This is a genomic window from Pseudonocardia sp. TRM90224 (genome assembly GCF_021245725.1).
In the GTDB taxonomy this organism is placed as follows: domain Bacteria; phylum Actinomycetota; class Actinomycetes; order Mycobacteriales; family Pseudonocardiaceae; genus Pseudonocardia.
Map to the genome: position 1 here is coordinate 82,899 of NZ_JAJGSX010000009.1, position 20,432 is coordinate 103,330.

At 72.1% G+C, this 20,432-nt stretch carries 21 protein-coding genes and 1 riboswitch; of the genes, 9 read left to right on the forward strand and 12 right to left on the reverse strand.

Annotated elements, in window-relative coordinates; genetic code table 11:
• Position 1 precedes the first annotated feature (1 nt).
• Positions 2–952 (forward strand): esterase/lipase family protein, encoded by a 951-nt coding sequence (locus LL648_RS16625; RefSeq protein ID WP_232663477.1) that lies wholly within the window; start codon positions 2–4, stop codon positions 950–952.
• 87 nt (positions 953–1,039) lie between these two features.
• On the opposite strand, the gene LL648_RS16630 is transcribed toward LL648_RS16625, so the two are convergent.
• The 5 genes from LL648_RS16630 to LL648_RS16650 all read right to left on the reverse strand — a co-directional run bounded on the left by LL648_RS16630 (position 1,040) and on the right by LL648_RS16650 (position 6,935).
• Positions 1,040–2,392 (reverse strand): aminotransferase class V-fold PLP-dependent enzyme, encoded by a 1,353-nt coding sequence (locus tag LL648_RS16630; RefSeq protein ID WP_232663478.1) that lies wholly within the window; start codon positions 2,390–2,392, stop codon positions 1,040–1,042.
• A gap of 38 nt (positions 2,393–2,430) precedes the next feature.
• A riboswitch (SAM riboswitch) is annotated at positions 2,431–2,546 on the reverse strand.
• Between the two features lie 67 nt (positions 2,547–2,613).
• Positions 2,614–3,540, reverse strand: coding sequence for an AEC family transporter (locus LL648_RS16635; RefSeq protein WP_232663479.1), 927 nt, complete (start codon positions 3,538–3,540; stop codon positions 2,614–2,616).
• A gap of 214 nt (positions 3,541–3,754) precedes the next feature.
• Complete coding sequence (locus tag LL648_RS16640) at positions 3,755–5,188, reverse strand: pyridoxal-dependent decarboxylase (RefSeq protein WP_232663480.1); 1,434 nt, start codon at positions 5,186–5,188, stop codon at positions 3,755–3,757.
• Positions 5,185–6,279 (reverse strand): alpha/beta hydrolase family protein, encoded by a 1,095-nt coding sequence (locus LL648_RS16645; protein ID WP_232663481.1) that lies wholly within the window; start codon positions 6,277–6,279, stop codon positions 5,185–5,187. Before LL648_RS16645 ends, LL648_RS16640 begins: the two co-directional genes overlap by 4 nt.
• A gap of 50 nt (positions 6,280–6,329) precedes the next feature.
• Positions 6,330–6,935, reverse strand: coding sequence for a DUF4291 domain-containing protein (locus LL648_RS16650; protein WP_232663482.1), 606 nt, complete (start codon positions 6,933–6,935; stop codon positions 6,330–6,332).
• 77 nt (positions 6,936–7,012) lie between these two features.
• Between LL648_RS16650 and LL648_RS16655 the strand changes: the two genes are divergently transcribed.
• On the forward strand, positions 7,013–8,212 hold the full coding sequence (locus LL648_RS16655) for an MFS transporter (RefSeq protein WP_232663483.1): 1,200 nt from the start codon (positions 7,013–7,015) through the stop codon (positions 8,210–8,212).
• An 83-nt stretch (positions 8,213–8,295) separates the two neighbouring features.
• On the opposite strand, the gene LL648_RS16660 is transcribed toward LL648_RS16655, so the two are convergent.
• On the reverse strand, positions 8,296–9,825 hold the full coding sequence (locus LL648_RS16660) for an MDR family MFS transporter (protein WP_232663484.1): 1,530 nt from the start codon (positions 9,823–9,825) through the stop codon (positions 8,296–8,298).
• A gap of 102 nt (positions 9,826–9,927) precedes the next feature.
• On the opposite strand from LL648_RS16660, the gene LL648_RS16665 reads away from it, so the two are divergent.
• Both LL648_RS16665 and LL648_RS16670 read left to right on the forward strand, forming a co-directional pair.
• Positions 9,928–10,521 (forward strand): TetR/AcrR family transcriptional regulator, encoded by a 594-nt coding sequence (locus LL648_RS16665; RefSeq protein WP_232663485.1) that lies wholly within the window; start codon positions 9,928–9,930, stop codon positions 10,519–10,521.
• A 185-nt stretch (positions 10,522–10,706) separates the two neighbouring features.
• Positions 10,707–11,468, forward strand: a complete 762-nt coding sequence (locus tag LL648_RS16670; protein ID WP_232663486.1) for a 3-hydroxyacyl-CoA dehydrogenase — start codon at positions 10,707–10,709, stop codon at positions 11,466–11,468.
• Positions 11,469–11,473: 5 nt separating this feature from the next.
• Here the strand turns inward: LL648_RS16670 and LL648_RS16675 are convergent, their stop codons facing one another.
• Complete coding sequence (locus tag LL648_RS16675) at positions 11,474–11,836, reverse strand: nuclear transport factor 2 family protein (protein WP_232663487.1); 363 nt, start codon at positions 11,834–11,836, stop codon at positions 11,474–11,476.
• A gap of 135 nt (positions 11,837–11,971) precedes the next feature.
• The gene (locus LL648_RS16680; RefSeq protein WP_232663488.1) at positions 11,972–12,307 is read right to left on the reverse strand and encodes a histone-like nucleoid-structuring protein Lsr2; all 336 of its coding nucleotides are present in this window, start codon (positions 12,305–12,307) and stop codon (positions 11,972–11,974) included.
• Between the two features lie 287 nt (positions 12,308–12,594).
• On the opposite strand from LL648_RS16680, the gene LL648_RS16685 reads away from it, so the two are divergent.
• Positions 12,595–13,344 carry an enoyl-CoA hydratase-related protein gene (locus LL648_RS16685; protein WP_232663489.1) on the forward strand — a complete coding sequence of 250 codons (750 nt, stop codon included), beginning with the start codon at positions 12,595–12,597 and terminating at the stop codon, positions 13,342–13,344.
• Between the two features lie 141 nt (positions 13,345–13,485).
• Here the strand turns inward: LL648_RS16685 and LL648_RS16690 are convergent, their stop codons facing one another.
• Positions 13,486–14,223, reverse strand: coding sequence for a hypothetical protein (locus tag LL648_RS16690; protein WP_232663490.1), 738 nt, complete (start codon positions 14,221–14,223; stop codon positions 13,486–13,488).
• Between the two features lie 17 nt (positions 14,224–14,240).
• On the opposite strand from LL648_RS16690, the gene LL648_RS16695 reads away from it, so the two are divergent.
• Entirely contained in the window at positions 14,241–14,417 is a 177-nt protein-coding gene (locus LL648_RS16695) for a hypothetical protein (RefSeq protein ID WP_232663491.1), read from the forward strand.
• 11 nt (positions 14,418–14,428) lie between these two features.
• Complete coding sequence (locus LL648_RS16700; RefSeq protein ID WP_232663492.1) at positions 14,429–15,415, forward strand: aldo/keto reductase; 987 nt, start codon at positions 14,429–14,431, stop codon at positions 15,413–15,415.
• A 76-nt stretch (positions 15,416–15,491) separates the two neighbouring features.
• On the opposite strand, the gene LL648_RS16705 is transcribed toward LL648_RS16700, so the two are convergent.
• A complete protein-coding gene (locus tag LL648_RS16705; RefSeq protein WP_232663493.1) occupies positions 15,492–16,817 on the reverse strand; it encodes an acyl-CoA dehydrogenase family protein in 1,326 nt (441 codons plus the stop codon).
• Positions 16,818–16,857: 40 nt separating this feature from the next.
• Between LL648_RS16705 and LL648_RS16710 the strand changes: the two genes are divergently transcribed.
• Entirely contained in the window at positions 16,858–18,870 is a 2,013-nt protein-coding gene (locus LL648_RS16710) for an aminodeoxychorismate synthase component I (protein WP_232663494.1), read from the forward strand.
• A 6-nt stretch (positions 18,871–18,876) separates the two neighbouring features.
• On the opposite strand, the gene LL648_RS16715 is transcribed toward LL648_RS16710, so the two are convergent.
• Both LL648_RS16715 and LL648_RS16720 read right to left on the reverse strand, forming a co-directional pair.
• Positions 18,877–19,614: a DUF899 family protein gene (locus LL648_RS16715; RefSeq protein ID WP_232663495.1), complete on the reverse strand. Its 738-nt coding sequence runs from the start codon at positions 19,612–19,614 to the stop codon at positions 18,877–18,879.
• A complete protein-coding gene (locus LL648_RS16720) occupies positions 19,611–19,913 on the reverse strand; it encodes an ArsR/SmtB family transcription factor (RefSeq protein WP_232663496.1) in 303 nt (100 codons plus the stop codon). Before LL648_RS16720 ends, LL648_RS16715 begins: the two co-directional genes overlap by 4 nt.
• Before the next feature lie 100 nt (positions 19,914–20,013).
• Between LL648_RS16720 and LL648_RS16725 the strand changes: the two genes are divergently transcribed.
• Complete coding sequence (locus LL648_RS16725) at positions 20,014–20,355, forward strand: DUF3817 domain-containing protein (protein WP_232663497.1); 342 nt, start codon at positions 20,014–20,016, stop codon at positions 20,353–20,355.
• The last annotated feature ends 77 nt before the right edge of the window (positions 20,356–20,432 follow it).

Below are 20,432 nucleotides of genomic sequence, written 5' to 3' on the forward strand. Positions count from 1 at the left end.
TATGTCGGTGATCGGTGCCTGCGTGCTGGGCGTGAGCGGGCTCGGCTCGGTGGCCTACGCCGCGCCGGAGACCGATGGTGACCTGCCCGTCCCGTACGGGTTCGTGCGCGGCCTCACCGGGCTGGCGACACCCGACGCCGACCCGCCGGGCGCGAACGACTGGAGCTGCCGGCCGAGCGCGGCCCACCCCGACCCGGTGGTGCTCGTGCACGGGCTCACCGGCTCGAAGACCACGAACTGGCAGACGATGGCGCCGCTGCTCGCCAACGCCGGCTACTGCGTCTACGCGCTGACCTACGGCGTGCCGCCCGGCGCGGTCTACCCGCAGGACCAGGTCGGCGGGTTCCTGCCGATGGAGGAGAGCGCGGAGCAGCTCGACGCGTTCGTCGACGAGGTGCTGGCGTCGACGGGCGCCGAGCGGGTCGACCTGGTCGGGCACTCCGAGGGCACGCTGATGCCGCAGTACTGGCTGCAGTTCCTGGGCGGCGCGGACGTCACCGACGACTACGTCGCCGTCACCCCGCTCTACGACGGGACGCTCGCCAAGCCGCTGCCCGTCGCCGAGCTGGCCGACGGGCTCGGCGTGCGCGAACCGGCATCGGCGGTCGTCGGGGTGCCGTGCGGCTCGTGCCCGCAGTTCATCTCCGGCTCGCCGTACCTGGAGCGGATGCACGCCCAGCCGGGCGGCGCCGCGGTGCCCGGCATCACCTACACGACCGTCATGACCAGGTACGACCAGCTCGTGGTGCCCTATACGAGCGGTGTCCTCGACGCGCCGAACGCGACCAACATCGTCGTGCAGGACGGCTGCGAGATCGACCTCTCCGACCACCTGTCGATCATCTCGACGGCGCGCACCGGCCAGATCGTCCTCAACGCGCTCGACCCGGCCTCCGCGGTCGAACCGCCCTGCCGCCCGTCACTGCCGGCGCTCGGCAACGAGGTCCTCTGAGGGACACCGCAACTTCCCCACCGTTTTGGGTGGATGCGCGCCGAAAACGCGCGCATGTGCCCAAAACGGTGGGGAACTTCGGGGCTCTCAGCGCTGCCCGCACCCCGGCGTCGCGACAGCGGACGCGCCGATGCCGAGCGGGTCGATCGTGCGCGGGTCCGGTGTCGGCGCCCAGCGCCCGTCGACGGGGGCGTAGGTCCAGCGCGCCCCGGTGGTGACGAGCGCGCGGAGCGCCTCGACCAGCCGGTCGACGTGCTCGGCCGTCGTGCCGACGCCGATGCTGGCCCGCAGCGCCTCACCCGAACCCGGGTTGAGCCGGCTGAGCAGCGGGTGGGCGCAGAACCGGCCGTCGCGCACGCCGATGCCGTGCTCCGCGGAGAGGTACGCGGCGACGTAACCGGCCGGGCGGTCGGCGACGGTGAAGCTCAGCACCGCGACCCGCTCGGTGCTGTCGGGCCAGATGCGCAGCGTGCTGACGCCCGGGATGCCGTCGAGGCCGGCCCGCAGCCGGTCCAGCAGCGTGCGCTCGTGCTCCGGCCCGGCCTCGGCCAGCACCGGCGCGAGCGTCCGGCAGGCCTGCGCGAGCGCGGCGGCACCCAGGACGTTCGGGGTGCCCGCCTCGTGCCGGTGCGGCGCGGTGGCCCAGGTCGGGACACCGCCGGCGGCCACCTCACGCACGGCGCCGCCACCGGCGAGGTACGGCTGCGCGGCGTCGAGCCAGTCGCGGCGACCGATCAGCGCGCCGGCGCCGTAGGGCGCGTAGAGCTTGTGCCCGGAGAGCGCGACGTAATCGACGCCCAGCGCGGCGATGTCGATGCAGCGGTGCGGCGCGAGCTGCGCGGCGTCGAGCACGACCCGCGCGCCGGCGGCGTGCGCGATCTCGACGATGCGTGCGATGGGCAGCACCTCACCCGTCACGTTGGACGCTCCCGTGATCGCCAGCAGCGTCGTGGGGGTCGCGCGCAGCGCGGAGTCGAGCTCGGCGATCGTCTCCTCGACGGTCGCGGCCGCGCTGAGCACGCGGTGCCGGCCGCGCCGCCAGGGCAGCAGGTTGGCGTGGTGCTCGATGTCGAGGCAGAGCACCTGGCCGAACGCCGGCACGCAGGCGGCCAGCAGGTTCAGCGCGTCGGTGGTGTTGCGGGTGAAGACGACGACGTCGTCCTCGCGGGCCCCGACGAAGCTGCCGACCGTCGCGCGGGCCGATTCCAGCGCCGACGTGCACACCTGCGAGGCGTACCCGGCGCCGCGGTGGACGCTCGAGTAGTACGGCAGCAGCGCGGTGACGTGCGCGGCGACGTCCTCCAGCGCGGGCGCGCTGGCGGCGAGGTCGAGGTTGGCGTACTCGGCGGTGCCGCCCGTGACGAGCGGGACCGGCAGCTCGGCCCCCACGACGCGGGGGAGAGCGGTGGTGGTGGTGAGAGGGGCGAAGCTGGTCGTCATGGCGCATTGCCTCCAGGCCGGGGACCCGGCATGGGGCGGGTCCGCGCTTGCCACCACGCACCTCACGTGACGGCCTGGTCGTCACCCGGAGCACCCCACCGCGGAGGAGGGTTGCCGGCCAGCAAGCCGGGGCTTGACGCTGGCACTCATGACCTGCCCGAGAAGTTAGCACGGGTCGCGCCGCCGCCGCGAAGCCGATATGGCCCGCGTCACACCCGTGGTCAGGCGAGGAGCAGGACCACCGCGAACAGCACCGGGACGCTGAGCGCGGTGGTGGCCAGCGCCGCGTCCCGGCCCAGCACGACACCCTGGTCGAACCGCACGGCGTACCCGAAGACGTTCTGCGCGGTCGGCAGCGCCGCGCAGACCACGACCACGAGCAGCTCGTGACCCGAGAGCCCGAGCAGCATCCCGATCAGCAGCGCGAGCAGCGGGTGCACGATGTTCTTCAGCAGGACGACGGCCGTGAGCAGCGGCGCGTTCTCACCCGCGCCCGGCCGGGCAGCGCCGCGCAGCGAGATCCCGAACGCGAGGAGCATGCCGGGGACGGCGAGGTCGGCGATCACCAGCACGGGCGCCATCAGCGGCTCCGGCGGCACGATGTGCAGCGCGGCGACGAGCAGGCCGGCGCCGGTCGCGATGGCGATCGGGTTGCGCAGCGGCGCGGTCAGCGTGCGCAGCAGCGGCGGGCGCGCGCCGTTGGACCGCTCAGCCATCACGTCGAGGATCGTGGTGAAGACCGGCGTGAGCACGGCCAGCTGGAACAGCAGCGCGGGCGCCATCGCCGTCGCGCTGCCCAGCGCGTAGCTGGCGATGGGCAGGCCGAGGTTGCCGGCGTTGACGTAGCCGCTGGACATCGCGCCGACCACCGTCTCGCCGGCCGGGCGGCGCAGCAGCACCCCGACCGGGACGTACAGCAGGCACACCAGGATGCTCGTGATCGCTGTGACCAGCAGGTTCGTCGAGAAGACCGCCGCGACGTCGGCTCGTGCGAGTGTGGTGAACAGCAACGCCGGCGTGGCGATGAAGAACGCCGCACGGGAGAGCACGTGGGTGGCCGTCGGGCCCAGCACACCGGTGCAGCCGACGAGGTACCCGACGCCGATGACGGTGCCGATGACGATGAACCCGGCGGTGATCCCGTTCACGCTGGTGCTCGTGCGGCTGTCACGTCACGCCAGCGTACGGCTGTGACCTGCGCCAAATGACACCAGGCCGCAACTCATCAGATGACACGCGCGGCCACTCGTCACCTGTGGGCTCGGGGAGGGCAGGAAAGCCACTTTCCTGCCCTGTGAGGGCCGGAAAGTGGCTTTCCTGCCCACGCGTGCGGAACGCACGCATCCTGCCCGCGCTGCAGCGTCAGGCGGCGGCCGCCTCCTTCCGTAGCAGCTCCCAGAGCCGGGCGACGTGCTCGGGCCGAGTGCCGACCGAGCCGATCGCGACCCGGATGGCGAACCGGCCGTCGATCACGGTGTGGGTGAGCATCGCCGCGCCCGAGGCGTTGATGCGGTCCATGACGGCGCGCGTCGCGGCGTCGTCCTGCTCCGGCGATCCGGCGCGCACTCGCAGGCACAGCAGCGCGAGCGAGCGCGGCGCCGCGAGCTCGAAGCCGGGGTCGGCGGCGATCCACGACTCCAGGTCGGCCGCCATGCGGATGTGGCCGCGCAGGTGCTCGCGCAGCCCGGAGAGCCCGGCGCCGTGCACGACCGCCCACAGCTTGAGCGCCCGGAACCGGCGTCCGAGCGGCACCTGCCAGTCGCGGTAGTCGACGACGGCGCCCGACTCGGTCGCGGCGTTGCGCAGGTACTCCGGGGTGATCGAGAGCGCCGCGGGCAGCGCGGCGGCGTCGCGTACCCACAGCAGCGACGCGTCGAACGCCGTGAGCAGCCACTTGTGCGCGTCGGTGCAGAAGGAGTCGACGAGCTCGACGCCGTCGAAGAGGTCGCGGTGCTCCGGGCAGAGCGCCACGACGCCCGCCCACGCGGCATCGACGTGCACCCAGGCGCCGTGCTCCGCCGCGGCCACCGCGATCTGCCGGACCGGGTCGACCGCACCCGTCCCGGTCGTGCCGATCGTCGGGCAGACCAGCACCGGGCGCAGCCCGGCCGCGACGTCGGCGCGCATCGCCGCGGCGAGCGCCGCAGGTGACATCGCGAGCGTGCCGGGCGACGGCTCGACGATCCGCAGCGCACGCGAGCCGAGCCCTGCCACCCGCACGGCCTTGGCCAGCGACGAGTGCGTCTCGGCCGTCACGTACACCCGCTCGTCGCCGCGCACCCCCGTCTCCTGCCACTCGGGGTTCGCGCGGTGCAGCGCAGCGAGCAGCGCGACCAGCGCCGCCGACGAGGCCGAATCCTGGATCGAGCCGCCGCCACCGCCCGCGAACGTGAAGGCGGGGTCGAGCCCCAACGCGTCGGCCAGCCCGTCGAGCAGCACCTGCTCCAGCTCGGTGCACGCCGGCGACGTCGACCAGAGCATGCCCTGCGCGCCGAGGCCGCCGGAGAGGAGATCACCGAGCAGCGAGTGCAGCGACGCGTTCGCGGGGAAGTAGCCGAAGTAGTTCGGGCTCTGCCAGTGGGTGCTCGCCGGCACGACGACGCGGTCGACGTCGCCGAGCATCGCGTCGAGCGGCTGCGGCTCCTCCGGCAGGCCGGTCGGCAGCTCGCCGCGCACCCAGCCCGGCTCGACGTGGGGCAGCACCGGAAGGTCCCCGATCCCTTCCCGGTAGCCGGCGACCCAGTCGACGACGGCGTGGCCGAGCCTGCGGAACTCGTCGGGGTCGAGGTCTGTCACGTCGCGCGCTCCTTGCTCCAGGTGGTGACGAGGTCGAGCACTTCGGGGGCGATGGTCGTCTCGATCGTCTGGTACTCGGTCACCCCGCCGGTCTGCGCCGGTTGCATGAGGTGGTTGAGCCCGGCGAACGTGCGGATCGTGGCCTGCGGGTTGGGGGCGAGCAGCGTCCGCAGCACCGGCTCGCTCTGCGTGGCCGGCACCTGGACGTCCTTGTCGCCATAGAAAGCAAGCACGGGGACGCTGAGCGCGGCAAGGGCTTGTGCCGGGTCGTACAGCAGGAAGGAGGCGAAGTACGGCGAGGTCAGCTGGCGTGCCTGCGCGTCGATCGCCGCGTCGTCGGGGCGCTGGTCGGCCGGCAGCGCGGCAACCGCCTCGGTGATGTGCGCGCGGGCGCGTTCGTGGGCCGTCTCGACCTCGCCCGCCCGCATCAGCCGGGTGTGCTCCCGGATGAACCCGACCTGCTGCTCGACCTGGTCGGGGGTGGCCCCGAGCTGCTCGTAGATCAGCTTGTTCTGCAGCTCGAGCACCTCGCTGCCGCTGACGGCCGGCCCGGCCATCATCGCGACGAACGCGACGTCACGTGGGGCGCGCTGCGCGACCAGCGGCGCGAGGTAGCCGCCCTCGCTGTGCCCGAACAGTCCGATGCGGGCGTCGTCGACCTCGGGGCGGCCCTTCAGGAACGTGACGCCGGCGAGCGCGTCCGCCGCGAGGTCGTCGTAGGTCGACTCGTCGAGGTTGCCGCCGGAGCCGCCGACGCCGCGGTCGTCCACCCTGAGCACGGCCAGGCCGGCGCGGGTGATCGTGTCGGCGAGCAGGAGGAACGGCTTGTGGTCGAAGAGCGTCTCGTCGCGGTCCTGCGGGCCGCTGCCGGTGATCAGCAGCACCGCGGCGAACGGGCCGGGCCCCTCCGGCACGGTGAGCGTCCCGGCGAGGGTGATCCCACCGCTGGGGAACGTGACGTCCTCCGCCCGGTAAGGGAACGGCGGCTGCGGGGTCTGTGGCCGCGCCGGCGCCGCGGGGGACTCAGGGGAGGGGGCACCGCAGGCCACCAGCGCTACCAGCGCAAACAGGGCAATGATCGCTCGCCGCATGCCTTCACGGTGGCAGAAGGGCGCCCATCCTGCCCGTCAGCTCCCGCCCGTCACCCGGTGGCGCCGACAGCGGCCGCGACGTCCGGCGGCAGGGGATACGGCCGCTCGACGGGGAGCAGGCCACGTGCCGCGTCGAGGTCACCGGCCTGGACCGCGGTGTGCACCTGCCGGGCCAGCGCGGTGACGTCGGTGAGCCCGGTGATCCACTCCGACGTGTAGGCCCGGACCGCCGCGCCCGAGATCCCGACCTGCAGCGACCGGTGCGGGAGCTGGCCGAGGCGGATCGACCGCTCCGGGTCCCACTGCACCCGCACGGTGGTCGTGCGCAGCCGGCGGGCCCACTCGTCGTGGTCGGTGTGGACCTTGCGGTCGAAGTGGCTCAAGCACGCGCCGGCGAGCGCGCGCTCGAACCCCGACCTGCGCAGCCGCACTGCGAGCACCCGCTCCTGGCCGGGCTTCAACGCCCACCCGCAGCGGTACATCATCCAGAGGAACGACGGCTTGATCCACGTCATCCTTTCCACCTTGAACGGCGCGACGAACGTCCCCGCCGCCAATGCCGGCTCCGCGATGTGCGGCGAGTAGGCCTGGTAGACCACCACCGTGTTGTCGTCGAAGTCCGCACGCACCTGCCGCAGGGGGACCGCATCATCCACGCACCGATGATCGTGGCCGAAGCGATTCGTGTCACCCCGAAGCGACAGACCGACCCATCAGAGGGGATCGTCGACGGGTGACATCGAAGTCCGTGACCACGGTGGGGGAGCGCGGGCAGCTGCGGCTGCTGCAGCTCTCGGGTCTGACGAGCAGCTGCGACCGGTTCGCGATCGCCCCGCTGCTCGTCGTGATCGGGCTGGACTTCGGTGCGTCGCTCGCCGCGGTCGCCGGCGTGGCGAGCGCCTACTTCCTCGCGTACGGGCTCATGCAGCCGGTGTGGGGCATGATCAGCGACCGCATCGGGCGGGTGAAGGTCATGCGGCTCTCGCTGCTCGGCGCGGCGCTGGCCGGCGCGGGCTCGATGCTCTCCCCAGACCTGCTCACGCTCGGCATCACCCGCACCATCGCGGGCGGCTGCTTCGCGGCGCTCATCCCGACCACGCTCGTCTACGTCGGTGACGTCTGGGCGCCCGAGGTGCGGCAACGCCCGCTCTCGGACGTGCTCTCGGCGTCGTCGTTCGGGATCGCGCTGGCCACCGCGGGGGCGGGCGTGCTGGCCGACGTCGTCGGCTGGCGGATCGTCCCCGCGCTGACGGGTGCCGCGGCGGCTGCCCTGTGGGTGGCGTTGAGGTGGCTGCCGGAGCCGGTGCGCGAGCCGGTCACGGGCAACCCGGTCCGGTCCATCGGGCGCGTGCTGCGCTCCCGGTGGGCGCTCATCGTCTACGTGCTGGTGTTGGTGGAGGGCGCGCTGGTGCTCGGCGTGCTGACCTACCTCGCGCCGGCCGTCCAGTCGCTGGGCTCCTCCGCGGCCGTTGCCGGGCTCACGGCCGCGGCGTTCGGCATCGGGGCTTTCGTGTTGTCGCGGCTGGTCAGAAGGCTGGTCGGGCGGCTGTCGCCGGCTTTGCTCGCGGCGATCGGCGGGATGATGCTCGTCGCCGGATGGGGAGTGGTCGCGGTCGCCGTGACGCTGCCGACCATCGCCGTCTGCGGGCTCCTGCTCGGCGGCTCGTGGGCGTTCCTGCACACCACGTTGCAGAGCTGGGCGACCGAGGTGGTGCCCGAGGAACGTGCGACGGCGGTGGCGCTGTTCGCCGCGCTGCTGTTCCTCGGCAGCGCCGTCGGGACGGCCGCGGCGGGCCCGCTCGCCGACGCCGGCGCGTTCGGCACGCTCTTCGTCATCGCGGTCGCCGGGTCGGTGCCGCTCGCGGTGGCCGCGGCGGTCGCCAGGGCGCGCTACGGCCGCACCCCCGTCGACCCCAGCGCCGCCGCCGACTGACCCGACGCAAACTTCCCCACCGTTTTGCCAACCTGCACGCCCTTTCGGGTGTGCAAGTAGGCAAAAGGGTGGGGAAGTTCGGGTCAGGCCGCGTCGACTACGGGTGCGCTGCCGCGCAGCGGGATCTCCCGCACCAGGTAGGCGGCGATCACCGCGACCAGCGCCACCGCGGCGGCCCAGATGAACGCGGTGGTGACGCCACTGGTGACGGCCGACTGGTAGGCGTCGCGGACGAACGCCGGCAGCCCGTCGAGCATGGCCGGGGTGAGCTGGCCGCCCGCGAGCGCGGCGCCCTCGTCGGCCCCGAGCCGCTGGCCGAGGGTGTCGGCGACCCGGCTCGTGTAGAAGACGCCGAGCAGCGAGACGCCGAGCGAGCCGCCGATCGTGCGGAACAGCGTGGACGCTCCGCTCGCCGCGCCGATGTCGCGCTGCGCGACGCTGTTCTGCATCACCAGCATCGTCGTCTGCATGAGCAGCCCCATGCCGATGCCGAGCACCACCATGAACAGCGAGCTGGTCAGCTGCGTCGTCGCCAGGCCCATCGTCGAAAGCAGGCCGAGCCCGGCGGCCATCAGCAGCGAGCCGCCGATCAGCAGGATCCGGTAGCGCCCGGTCCGGGAGACGAACTGCCCGCCGAGCAGCGACGTGATGAGCATGCCGCCCATCAGTGGCAGCAGCAGCAACCCGCTGCTCGTCGCCGACGCGCCCTGCACGATCTGCTGGAACTGCGGCAGGTAGGTCACCGCGCCGAACATCGCGAACCCGGTCAGGAAGCTCAGCACCGTCGCCGCGGAGAAGCTGCGGTTGCGGAACAGGTCGAGCGAGAGGATCGGCTCGGCCACCCGCCGCTCGACCCTGACGAACAGGATCGTGGCGACGACGGCCAGCAGGCCGAGGCCGATGATCTGCCAGGAGCCCCAGGCGTACTGGTTGCCGCCCCAGCTTGTCAGCAGCGTCAACGACGAGATCGCGACGGCGAGCAGGCCGGCGCCCTTCCAGTCGATGGACGCCTCCCTGCGCACGGTGGGCAGGTTCATCGTGAACCAGATGACGACGAGCGCGAGCACACCGAGCGGGATGTTCACGTAGAACGCCCACCGCCAGCTCAGGTTGTCGGTGAGGAACCCGCCCAGCAGCGGCCCGCCGATGAACGCCAGCGGCATCACCGCGGCCATCAGGCCCTGGTAGCGGCCGCGGTCGCGGGGCGGCACGAGGTCGCCGATGATCGCCATCGCGCCGACCATCAGCCCGCCGGCGCCGATGCCTTGCACGGCGCGGAAGCCGATGAGCTGGCCCATGTCCTGTGCCATCCCGGTCAGGGCCGAGCCGATCAGGAACACGACGATCGCGCCCATGAAGATGCCCTTGCGCCCGTACAGGTCGCCGATCTTCGCCCAGACCGGGGTGGTGACGGCCGTGGCGAGCGCGTAGGCGGTGACCACCCACGAGAGGTGTTCGAGCCCGCCGAGCTCGCCGACGATCGTCGGCATCGCGGTGCCGACGATCGTGTTGTCCAGCATCGCGAGCAACATCGCGATCATGAGACCGCTCATGGCCGTGTAGATCTCGCGCCTGGTCCGCGCTGGCGGCGGCGCTTCGATGGTGGCTGTCATCGGGTCCCCCTCACATCTGCCGGAGCTACTTGCCGGCCGGCTAGTTTCTGACTTGCCGCAAGGCTAGCAACAACCAGCCGGTCGTCAAGTAAGATGTGATGCATGACCACGTCGGGCACCGATGAGCGCCGCACCAACACGCGGGCTCAGATCCGTACGGTCGCGCTCGAGATGTTCGCCGAGCGCGGCTACGACAAGACCTCGCTGCGTGAGATCGCCGAGCGGCTCGGCGTCACGAAGGCGGCGGTCTACTACCACTACCGGACGAAGGAAGAGATCCTCGCCAGCCTCTTCGACGAGCACATCGCGGCGATGGACGCGATCATCGAGTGGGGCAAGGCGCAGCCGGAAGGCCTCGAACGCAGCCGTGGTGTGCTCGAGCGCTACAGCGGCCTGCTCACGGGCTCCGGCGACGAGGTGCCGCAGCTGGTGCGGTTCCTCCAGGAGAGCCAGACCTCGATCAAGGAGCTGTCCGCGGGCGAGGACATGCGGCGCCGGTTCGCGGAGATGTCGACGTTGATCGTGGACTCCGGCGCGCCGCTGGCGGCGCAGCTGCGCGGGCGCCTTTCGCTGATCGCGTTGCACTTCGGCGCGTTCGCCCTCGACGCCCTGCCCGGCACGCCCAGCGACCGTCGCGACGCCGCACTGGAGGTCGCGCTCGACCTGGCCGGCGCCGACGCAGCTGAACCCTCCTAGAGCGCGCCGGGCAACCCCGGGAGGTCGTCCGGGAGGGCAGGAAAGCCACTTTCCGGCCCTCACAGGGCAGGAAAGTGGCTTTCCTGCCCTCGCGTGCGGAACGCAAACATCCCGCGCCTCCGACCCGCGGCCAGGTCACGTGGTATGACAGTCACCTCTGACGGTTTCACTGCGGGAGGTTCAGCGTGGACATCACCGACGGCGTCGCACTCGTGACCGGGGGAGCCTCCGGGCTCGGCCTCGCCACCACCCAGGCGTTGCTGGCAGCGGGTGCGAAGGTCGTGATGCTCGACCTGCCTACCTCCGCGGGGGAGCAGCATGCGAAGGAGCTGGGCGACACCGCCCGGTTCGCCGCGGCCGACGTCCGCAGCGAGGAGCAGGTGAGCGCGGCGCTCGACGTCGCGGCCGAGCTGGGTCCGCTGCGCGTCTGCGTGAACTGCGCCGGCACCGGCAACGCGATCAAGACCATCGGCAAGAAGGGCGTGTTCCCGCTCGCCGACTTCACCCGGATCATCGAGATCAACCTGATCGGTACGTTCAACGTGCTGCGCCTTGCCGCGGAGCGCATGGTCGCGAACGACCCGGTGGGCGAGGAGCGCGGCGTCATCATCAACACGGCATCGGTGGCCGCGTTCGAGGGGCAGATCGGGCAGGCGGCGTACTCGGCGTCGAAGGGCGGCGTCGTGGGCATGACGCTGCCGATCGCCCGCGATCTCGCCAGCGCGCTGATCAGGGTGGTCACGATCGCGCCAGGGCTGTTCGACACCCCGCTGCTCGCCGGCGCCCCGGACGACGTCAAGGCCGCGCTCGGCAAGCAGGTGCCGCACCCCGCCCGGCTGGGTGCCCCCGCCGAGTTCGGAGCGCTCGCCGCGCACATCGTCGCCAACCCGATGCTGAACGGTGAGGTGATCCGGCTCGACGGGGCCATCCGGATGAGCCCCCGGTAGAGGGCTCAGCCGGGAACCTTGTCGAGGAAGCCGTGGACGGTGCTGATGCGGCCGTCCGCGGCGATCGCGGCCACGTCGAAGCCGATCACGATCGGTTCCTGGCCGGCGGGCCCGAGGCCCCACTGGAAACGGCAGACGTCGTGGTGCGCGTCGATCTCGCCGACGAGCGCCAGCTGCATGCCGGGGAACTGCTGCTGGACGCCGCCGATGAGCTGGTCGAGCGCGTCGGTGCCGGTCACGTCGGCCAGTGGGTCGACATAGCGGACGTCGGCGGTCGTGGCGGTCTCGATCGCGGCACGGCGGGCTGCGCCGGTGGCGTTCCAGGCTTCGATGTAGGCGTGCACGGCGGTCGGGGTGGGGACGGTCATCGTTCTCTCCTCGTTCTCGGGTACGGAGAGATCGTGTCCGGCAGCGTCACCCGTGGTCGATCACCTCGGAGGTAATGCGGGAGCGGCCGGGCGCGTTCGCGATACGCGCCCGGCGCAACCCCACACGGCCACCGATCAGCGGCTCTTGTGGTACGCCTCGAGCACGTTGGACGGGATGCGGCCGCGCTCGGAGATCTTCATCCCCTGCTGCTGCGCCCACTCGCGGATGGCCTGGTTCTGCTCGCGGTCGGTGCTCGACCGGCCGGCTGCCGCGGAGGAGGCGGCGGCGCGGCGCCCGCCGGTGCGGCGCGCTGCCGAAATGAACGGCGCAAGCGCGTCGCGCAAACGGGAGCCATTCGTGCTGGAGAGGTCGATCTCGTACGAGCGGCCGTCGACCGCGAACTCGATCTGCTCGTCCGCCTCGCTGCCGTCCAGGTCGTCGACCAGTGTGACGGTTGTCTGCTTTGCCACGTGCGTTGCCTTTCACGGGGTGCGGGTATGTCGGAACCGCCTCGGACCGGTGTGCCAGTTCCCGCGGTAGCGGCAAACCGTACGTTAGCCGAGGTATCCGACCGGTGAAGGGGGTGGGGCCAATTGTGGGGTCGATAATAATGGAGTCGGTGGGTCATTGTCGATCGGGGGCAGGATCCCACGGGAGGTCGAGCTGCGCCACCCGGCGCGGCGATCACGAGAATCGGTCGAAAGTTCGATGAAGGTACGCCCGGTGCGCTCCAGGAATGCGCAACTAGAGTCGGGCTATGACGGTCACGACGCGGCGACACGGGCGGATCCTGCTGGTACAGATGGATCGCCCGGCCAAGCGCAATGCGATCGACTCCGCGATGACGGCGGGGCTCGATGCGGCTTTGAACGAGCTGGACGACGATCCGGAACTGTGGGCCGGAGTCCTCTGCGGCACCGCCGATGCGTTCTCCGCCGGAACCGATCTCGCTACGGGTGCCGGACCGGCAACACCCCGTGGCGGTAACTACGGCGTGGTGCGGCGAGATCGGGCCACCCCGTTGATCGCCGCCGTTGAGGGAGTGGCATACGGCGGCGGGTTCGAACTGGTTTTGGCCTGCGACCTGGTGGTCGCGGCGCGGACCGCCCGCTTCGCACTTCCCGAAACGGCCAGGGGTTTGGTCGCCAACTGCGGGGGCCTGTTCCGCGGGCCATACGCACTACCTCCGAACATCGCGCGTGAGATGTTGCTCACCGGGGCTCCGCTGCCGGCCGAACGCGCGTGGTCGCTCGGATTGGTGAACCGCATCGCCGAGCCCGGTGAGGCACAACGGGTCGCGCTCGAACTGGCCGAGCTCGTCTGCGCGAACGCGCCGGTGGCGCAGCGCGAGACGCTGCGGGCGGTCGCCGCGGCGCAGGCCGACATCGAGGAGCGCGGCTGGGCCGCCACCGAACGTGCGTCGCAAGCAGCAGCGGCCTCGGCCGACGCGGCGGAAGGTGTGCTGGCGTTCAGGGAGAAGCGCCGACCCCGTTGGTCGAACCGTTGACCTGATGGGGCGCCCTGGACGACTGGGGCCTACTGCGCGGCGCCCAGGCGGCGCCCTCGCGGCGTTGCGCGAGCACGTCGGTACAACAGCGGTATCGCCGTATCCGCGCGCCTTGCGGGGACACCACCTGGACGCCGCTCGCTACGGCCCCAGTCGTTCAGGACCCTCCTCGGGTGGGAGCACGACCTCGATCTCGCCGCCGAGGTGGAAGCCATCGGCGAGGTCGAGCTCGTCGCCGCTCCAGAAGCGGCCGGGGTCGTACCAGTTGGGGCGGCGCTCGGTGAACCGCATCTGCGGCAGCAGACCCATGTCCTCGTAGGTGACGGCGACGACCTCGGCGCAGTAGGCGCTCTCGAAGGTCGCCTCGTCGTCGGGCTGCACGCCCTGGTCGGTGCTCTTCCGCCACGGCAGCCGGACGCGCGGTACGCGGACGTGCGGCACGCGGCCGCGCAGCCAGCGCCCGGCCAGCCGGGCGGTCGACGGGAACGGGGTCCCGTCGAGCCGCGCGACGGTGCGCAGCGCGGCGTCCTCCATCTCGGCTGTGAGCGGGCCGTCGAGCTGGCGCAGCCAGCCGCGCTGTCCGTAGCGGCGGCCCCACTGCAGCACGGCCGCGCGCAGGTCGTGCAGCTGGACGCCGCGCTGGTGGGTGCCCGTCCACATGTCCTGCAGCGAGCGGCCCAGCTCGGCGTGCCACATCAGCGGCGGGAGGTCGTCGACCACCAGCGCCATCCCGACGTGGTTGACCGGCGCGTTGGTGAGGCTGCGGATCGCCCGGTCGGCGCCGCTGCTGCCCCGGAAGAGCCACAGGTCACCGGTGCGGGTGAGGTCGCACGCTTCGTCGAGGGTGATCGCGGAACCGGTGGGCGCGGGTCGTGGCACGGCGGTACGGTAGCGCCGTGCGCTGGTGGAAGCTGGTCGGACTTGCCGGGCTCGCCGGTGTTGCCGCTACCGGGGTGGTCGCCGCGCGGGCAGAGCGCCGCCGCCGTGCGTACACCCCCGAGGAGATCCGTTCGCGCCTCCACGAGCGCGTCGAACAGTCCCGCGTCGAACAGTCCGGGGAGCGCACTCCGTAGGCTTCTCCTCCGTGGAGATGCGCAAGGCGGGGCGGCTCGGCCGCGAGATCGGTGTTGTCGGGCTCGGGTGTTGGCAGCTCGGTGGCGACTGGGGCAGGGTCGACGACCGCGACGCGTTGGCGGTGCTGCACGCGGCTGTCGACTCGGGCGTGACGTTCCTGGACACGGCCGATGTCTACGGCGACGGGCGCAGCGAGACCCTGGTCGGGAAGTTCCTGGAGGAACGCGGCGCCGGTGCCGGGCTCACGGTCGCGACGAAGATGGGCCGGCGCGTCGAGCAGGTGCCGGAGAACTACAACCGCGAGAACTTCCGGGCGTGGAACGACCGGTCGCGGGCCAACCTGGGCGTCGACACGCTCGACCTGGTGCAGCTGCACTGCCCACCGACGCCCGTCTACTCCCGCGACGAGGTGTTCGACGCCCTCGACGAGATGGTGGCCGAGCAGCGGATCGCGGCGTACGGCGTGAGCGTCGAGACGGTCGAGGAGGCGCTGACCGCGATCGCCCGGCCGGGTGTCGCGAGCGTGCAGATCATCCTCAACGCGTTCCGGCAGAAGCCGCTCGAGCGGGTGCTCCCGGCTGCCGGCGAGGCCGGCGTCGCGATCATCGCCAGGGTGCCGCTCGCGTCGGGCCTGCTCTCGGGGCGCTACACCGCGTCGACGACGTTCGGCGCCGACGACCACCGCACCTACAACCGCAACGGCGAGGCCTTCGACGTCGGCGAGACGTTCTCGGGTGTGCCGTTCGACGTAGGGCTCGCCGCCGTCGAGCGGCTGGGCCCGCTCGTGCCCGACGGTGCGACGACGGCGCAGTTCGCGCTGCGCTGGATCCTCGACCAGCCGCAGGTCACCGTCGTGATCCCGGGCGCGCGCAACGCCGAGCAGGCGAACGCGAACGCCGCGGCCGCCGCGCTCGCCCCGCTCGACGCCGCAACCCACGACGCCGTCACCGCGGTCTACGACGACCTCGTCCGGGAGCACGTCCACGCCCGCTGGTGACCCCAACTTCCCCACCGTTTTGCCAACCTGCACGGCCTCCAGGGTCTGTAAGTAGGCAAAACGGTGGGGAAGTTTGTCAGAGGTTGGCGGTGGCGCTCTCCAGGTACTGAGCGAACTTGGTGCGCGCCGCCTCGGTGCGGGTGGGGATGTGCTCCGTGGGTACGTCGGTCGGCCGGTAGCCGCGCAGGATCCGGCGCGCGACGGTGGCCTTGTGCACCTCGTCCGGCCCGTCGTAGATGCGTGCGGCGCGTGCGGCCCGGTACATCCCTTCCAGCGGCAGGTCGCCGGAGAAGCCGAGCGAACCGTGCACCTGGATGGCGCGGTCGATCACGTCGTGCAGCACCTTCGCGCCCCAGTACTTGATCATCGCGATCTCGACGCGCGCGTTGGACGCCCCGACCTGGTCCATCGTCCACGCCGCGTGCAGCGTCATCAGCCGCGCGGCCTGCATCTCGGCGGCCGAGGTGGCAACCCAGTCCTGCACCATCTGCTTGTCGGCGAGCACGGAGCCGTGCGTGTAGCGGCTGACGGCGCGCTCGCACAGCATGTCGAACGCCCGCTTCGACTGCCCGAGCCAGCGCATGGCGTGGTGGATGCGGCCAGGGCCGAGGCGTTGCTGCGCGAGCCGGAACCCGTCGCCGGGGTTCCCGACGAGGTTCTCCTTCGGCACCCGCACGTCCTCGTAGAGGATCTCGGCGTGGCCGCCGTACAGCTGCCCGCCGGTGGTCGGGTGATCCATCACAGGGATGTCGCGCACGATCGTCACGCCCGGGGTCTCGACCGGCACGATGATCATCGACGAGCCCTGGTACGCCGAGACGTCGGGGTCGGTCACGCACATCACGATGAGGAAGTCGGCGTGCGAGGCGTTCGACGAGAACCACTTGTGCCCGTTGATCACGTACTCGTCGCCGTCGAGCACCGCGCGGGTGGAGAGCAACGTCGGGTCGGCGCCGGCGCCGGGCTCGGTCATCGAGAAGCAGCTGCGCAGCTCGCCGCGCAGCAGCGGGTGCATCCAGCGCTCCTGCTGCTCCGGCGAGCCGCCGATGGCGAGCAGCTCGGCGTTGCCGGAATCGGGTGCCTGGTTGCCGAAGATGCCGGGCGCGTAGCGGCACTGGCCGAGGATCTCGTGCATCAGTCCGAGCCGGACCTGACCGAACCCGCCGCCGCCCAGCTCGGGCGGCAGGTGCGCGGCCCACAGCCCGTGTTCCTTGACCTGCTCCTTCAGCGGTGCCGTGATCCGCGCGTAGGTCTCCCGGTCGAGGTCGAGCGTCTCCAGCGGGATGATCTCGTCGCGGACGAAGCCGCGCATCCACTCGAGCTGGGCCTCGAACTCCGGCTCGGTGGAGAAGTCCCACGCCATGATCAGGTGCTCCCGTCGTCGTTCTTGAGGTCCGCCCACCGTGTCACGCCACGAGGGCGGACGTACAGCGCACCGACCGGTGGGTGAGGATCTGCGGGTGCCGGCCCGCCTGTACGTCACCGCGCTCGACCTCGGCTCGACCGTGGCGGAGGTCGTACGGCGGCTCGCCCACCGCGAGCGGGTGACGGCGTGGTCGGGCGCGTGGTCGCGCGGCGCGGTGGTGACGTGCGACCCCGTCCCGACGCCGCTCGCCTTCCCTGCCGTGCCCGATGTCGCCGTGGCCGACGTGGAAGGGGTCGGTCCCGAGGCGATCGGCGGGGGCTGGTTCGGCTACCTCTCGTTCCCCGCGCGGGCCGGGTCGCCGTTCCCACGCGTGTCGATGGCCTTCTACCGGGACGTCTTGCGCTTCGACGGCACCCGCTGGTGGTACGAGGCGTTGCTCGACGTCGGGTTCGGCCGGGCGGACGCCGATGCGCGCGTGCTTGCGCTCCTGGCCGATCTTGCGGTGCCAGCGGTTCGCGACCCGGCCCGGCTCGAGGTGACGGGCGTGCCCGATGCGACCGCGCACGTCGTCGCGGTGGAGCGCTGCGTGCAGGCGATCCGGCGGGGTGAGGTCTATCAGGCCAACATCGCCTGCCACATCGACGCCCGCCTGCACGGCACGGTGCACGACGCGTGGGCGCAGGTGGTGGAGGCGAGCGCGCCGGCGCGCGCCGCGCTCGTCGCCGACCCGGCGGGCGCGGCGGTCTGCGCGAGCCCCGAGCTGTTCCTGCAGCGCGACGGCCGGACGGTGCACACCGCGCCGATCAAGGGCACGCGCCCGCGCACGGGTGTCGCCGACGAGGCCGAACGCAGCCGGCTCGCGGCGTCGGCGAAGGACAGCGCGGAGAACGTGATGATCGTCGACCTGATGCGCAACGACCTCTCCCGCGTCTGCGCCACCGGCAGCGTCACCGTGCCGGCGCTGCTGGAGGTCGAGCCGCACCCGGGGGTGTGGCACCTCGTCTCGACGGTGCGCGGCGAGCTGCCCGCAGGCGTCGACGACGCCGCGCTGCTGGCCGCGACCTTCCCGCCCGGCTCGGTCACCGGTGCACCGAAGATCCGGGCCGTCGAGCTGATCGAGCAGCTCGAACCGGGGCCGCGCGGGCTGTTCACCGGCGCACTCGGCTACGTCAGCCCGGTCGCCGGCATGGAGCTGGCCGTCGCGATCCGGACGATCGAGGTCGACGGCGACGGGCGGACCCGCCTCGGCGTCGGCGGCGGGGTGACCGTCGACTCCACGCCGGTGGAGGAGTGGGCCGAGTGCCTGACGAAGGCCGCTCCCGTGCTGGGCGCTCTCGGCGCGCCGGCGCTGCACCCGGGCGTCGCGTGGACCGGCTCCGGGTTGGCCCGCCCGGAGTGCGGCCTGTTCGAGACGATCCACGCCGTCGACGGGCGGCCGCGCCGCCTCGCCGATCATGCGCGCAGGCTGCTCGCCTCCTACACCGAGTGCTACGGCATGCCGTTGACGGTGGACGTCGCCGCCGAGGTCGCCGCGGCCGCCGCCGGCCGGGTGGGGCACTGGCGGCTGCGGGTGGACGTGCGGCCGGAGAGCCCCGACCGGCTGGCGGTGTCGGCGGCGCCCTTCACCGCTCCGGTGCCGCCGGACGCCCAGCCGGGCGTCGTGCTCGTGCCGCACAGGCTGGGTCCGGCGGGCGCCGAACGGCACAAGTTCGCCGACCGGTCCTGGATCGTCGAGATCGAGGACCGCCTCGACGCGACGCAGGCCGCGCTGCTCGTCGACGACCGGGACGCCGTGCTGGAGTCGACGCGGTCGAGCGTGTTCGTCGTGCGCGACGGCGTGCCGCGCACACCCCCGCTGGACGGTCGGATCCTCCCGGGAACGGGCCGCCGCGCCGTGCTCGACGAGCTCGACACTGCCGGCCTCCCGTACGAGCTGGTCGCCCCGACGCTCGCCGAGCTGGCCGCCGCCGACGGGATCTTCCTGGTGAACGCGCTGCGCGGGGTGCAGTGGGTGCGCGCGGTGGCGGGAACGACGTGGGACCGCCCCGACCCCGTCACGCTCCGCATCGCCGCACTGCTCGACAGCTGAAGTTGGTCAGGCCACTGGGTAGGTGTTGTCCGGGTCCCAGTTCCCGCGGCCGGAGGGCAGGATGTCCAGTGCGTTCCACACCGGGCTGAGCAGGTCCATGCCGCGCCACGACCCGTCGGGGAAGTCGGCGGGGTGGGTGAGCACGTGCCGGACGCCGTCGGCGTCGCGCGCGTAGACGCTGAACGCCGGGAAGAGCGCGCCGCGCGAGCCGGCGACACCGACGTCGGTGGTGAAGGTGGTGCCCGCGGCGGAGACGAGCCGGAGGTCGCCCCAACCGCGGGCCCGGCCCCAGCCCCGCACCGCGTCGAGCGGGGCGGGCGCGACCACGGCGAACCCGGCGTGCTGCCGGATGTGCCGCACGACGCCGCGCATGCCGTCGACGAACATCGAGCAGGCTGCGCACGCCGCGGTGTCCTCCGGGTGCATCATCAGGTTGTAGATCAGCAGCTGGTCGTGGCCCTCGAAGAGGTCGTCGAGGGTGACCGGCTGCGCCGGACCGTCGTCGGCGAGGTCGGCGGGACCCTCCGTGAAGGCGTACGGGCCGAGCTGCGCGCCGCGGGGCAACGCCCGGCGCTGCGCGGCGACGGCCTCGACCTGGTCGCGCAGCGCCTTCTCGGCCTCGGCGAGCGCCAGCCGCGCCGCCTGGTACTCGGGGCTCGCGTCCGGCGGCCACAGCCGCGCGGTCTCGCCCTCCACGTGCAGCGTGATGCTCTTGAGGTCGGCCCACCACTCGGTGGAAGTCATGACGGTTCCTCCTCGACCACCCGCTTGAGGGCGGCAAGTTTCTGATCCCAGAAGTCCTCGATGAACGCCACGAGCGGCACGAACGCCTCGGGACGTGAGCGGTAGAAGCGGCGGGTGCCCTCGCGTCGCTCGGACACGAGCCCGGCATCACGCAGCACGCGGAGGTGCTGCGAGACGGTCGGCCGCGCCACGTCGGGGAAGTGCGCGGCGATCGCGCCCGCGGTCAGCTCGGCGGAGCGCACGAGCCGCAGGATCTCGCGCCTGCGTGGCTCCACCATCGCGTCGAGGACCGCTTGCATGCTCCTGAGTGTAGGTGAAGGCTTACGTAGGTGACAACTTACGAATGAAATTCGACACCCGGTAGAAAGTTGTGGTGGGGCATCGGGCAGAGTGGGTGGTGTGAGCGCAGCGTCCGATTCCCAGCCCGCCGTCGCCCTGCTCTTCCGGATCATCTCCATCGCTGAGGCCTGCTCGTGGGCCGGTCTGCTCGCCGGGATGTTCGTGAAGTACGTCCTGCGGGTGAGCGAGATCGGCGTGACGGTGTTCGGCCCGATCCACGGCGGGCTGTTCATCGCCTACGTGGTGATCACGATCGTCGCGGCCGTCACCTTCCGCTGGCGGATCGGCACGACGCTGCTCGCGCTGGCCGTCAGCATCCCGCCGCTGCTGACGTTGTGGTTGGAGCGCCGGGCCCGGCGGAACGGCCTGCTAGAGGCACCGGTCGTCCTCACGAAGGCGTAACCGCGCTCTGGGGAGGGCAGGAAAGCCACTTTCCTGCCCTGTGAGGGCCGGAAAGTGGCTTTCCTGCCCTTGCGGCG

What these genes read in the sequence shown, in the direction of transcription:
- LL648_RS16625 (WP_232663477.1), top strand. Translation starts at nt 2, where the DNA reads ATGTCGGTGATCGGTGCCTGCGTGCTGGGCGTGAGCGGGCTCGGCTCG.
- LL648_RS16630 (WP_232663478.1), bottom strand. Translation starts at nt 2,392, where the DNA reads ATGACGACCAGCTTCGCCCCTCTCACCACCACCACCGCTCTCCCCCGC.
- LL648_RS16645 (WP_232663481.1), bottom strand. Translation starts at nt 6,279, where the DNA reads ATGCGGCGAGCGATCATTGCCCTGTTTGCGCTGGTAGCGCTGGTGGCC.
- LL648_RS16660 (WP_232663484.1), bottom strand. Translation starts at nt 9,825, where the DNA reads ATGACAGCCACCATCGAAGCGCCGCCGCCAGCGCGGACCAGGCGCGAG.
- LL648_RS16665 (WP_232663485.1), top strand. Translation starts at nt 9,928, where the DNA reads ATGACCACGTCGGGCACCGATGAGCGCCGCACCAACACGCGGGCTCAG.
- LL648_RS16675 (WP_232663487.1), bottom strand. Translation starts at nt 11,836, where the DNA reads ATGACCGTCCCCACCCCGACCGCCGTGCACGCCTACATCGAAGCCTGG.
- LL648_RS16685 (WP_232663489.1), top strand. Translation starts at nt 12,595, where the DNA reads ATGACGGTCACGACGCGGCGACACGGGCGGATCCTGCTGGTACAGATG.
- LL648_RS16715 (WP_232663495.1), bottom strand. Translation starts at nt 19,614, where the DNA reads ATGACTTCCACCGAGTGGTGGGCCGACCTCAAGAGCATCACGCTGCAC.
- LL648_RS16720 (WP_232663496.1), bottom strand. Translation starts at nt 19,913, where the DNA reads ATGCAAGCGGTCCTCGACGCGATGGTGGAGCCACGCAGGCGCGAGATC.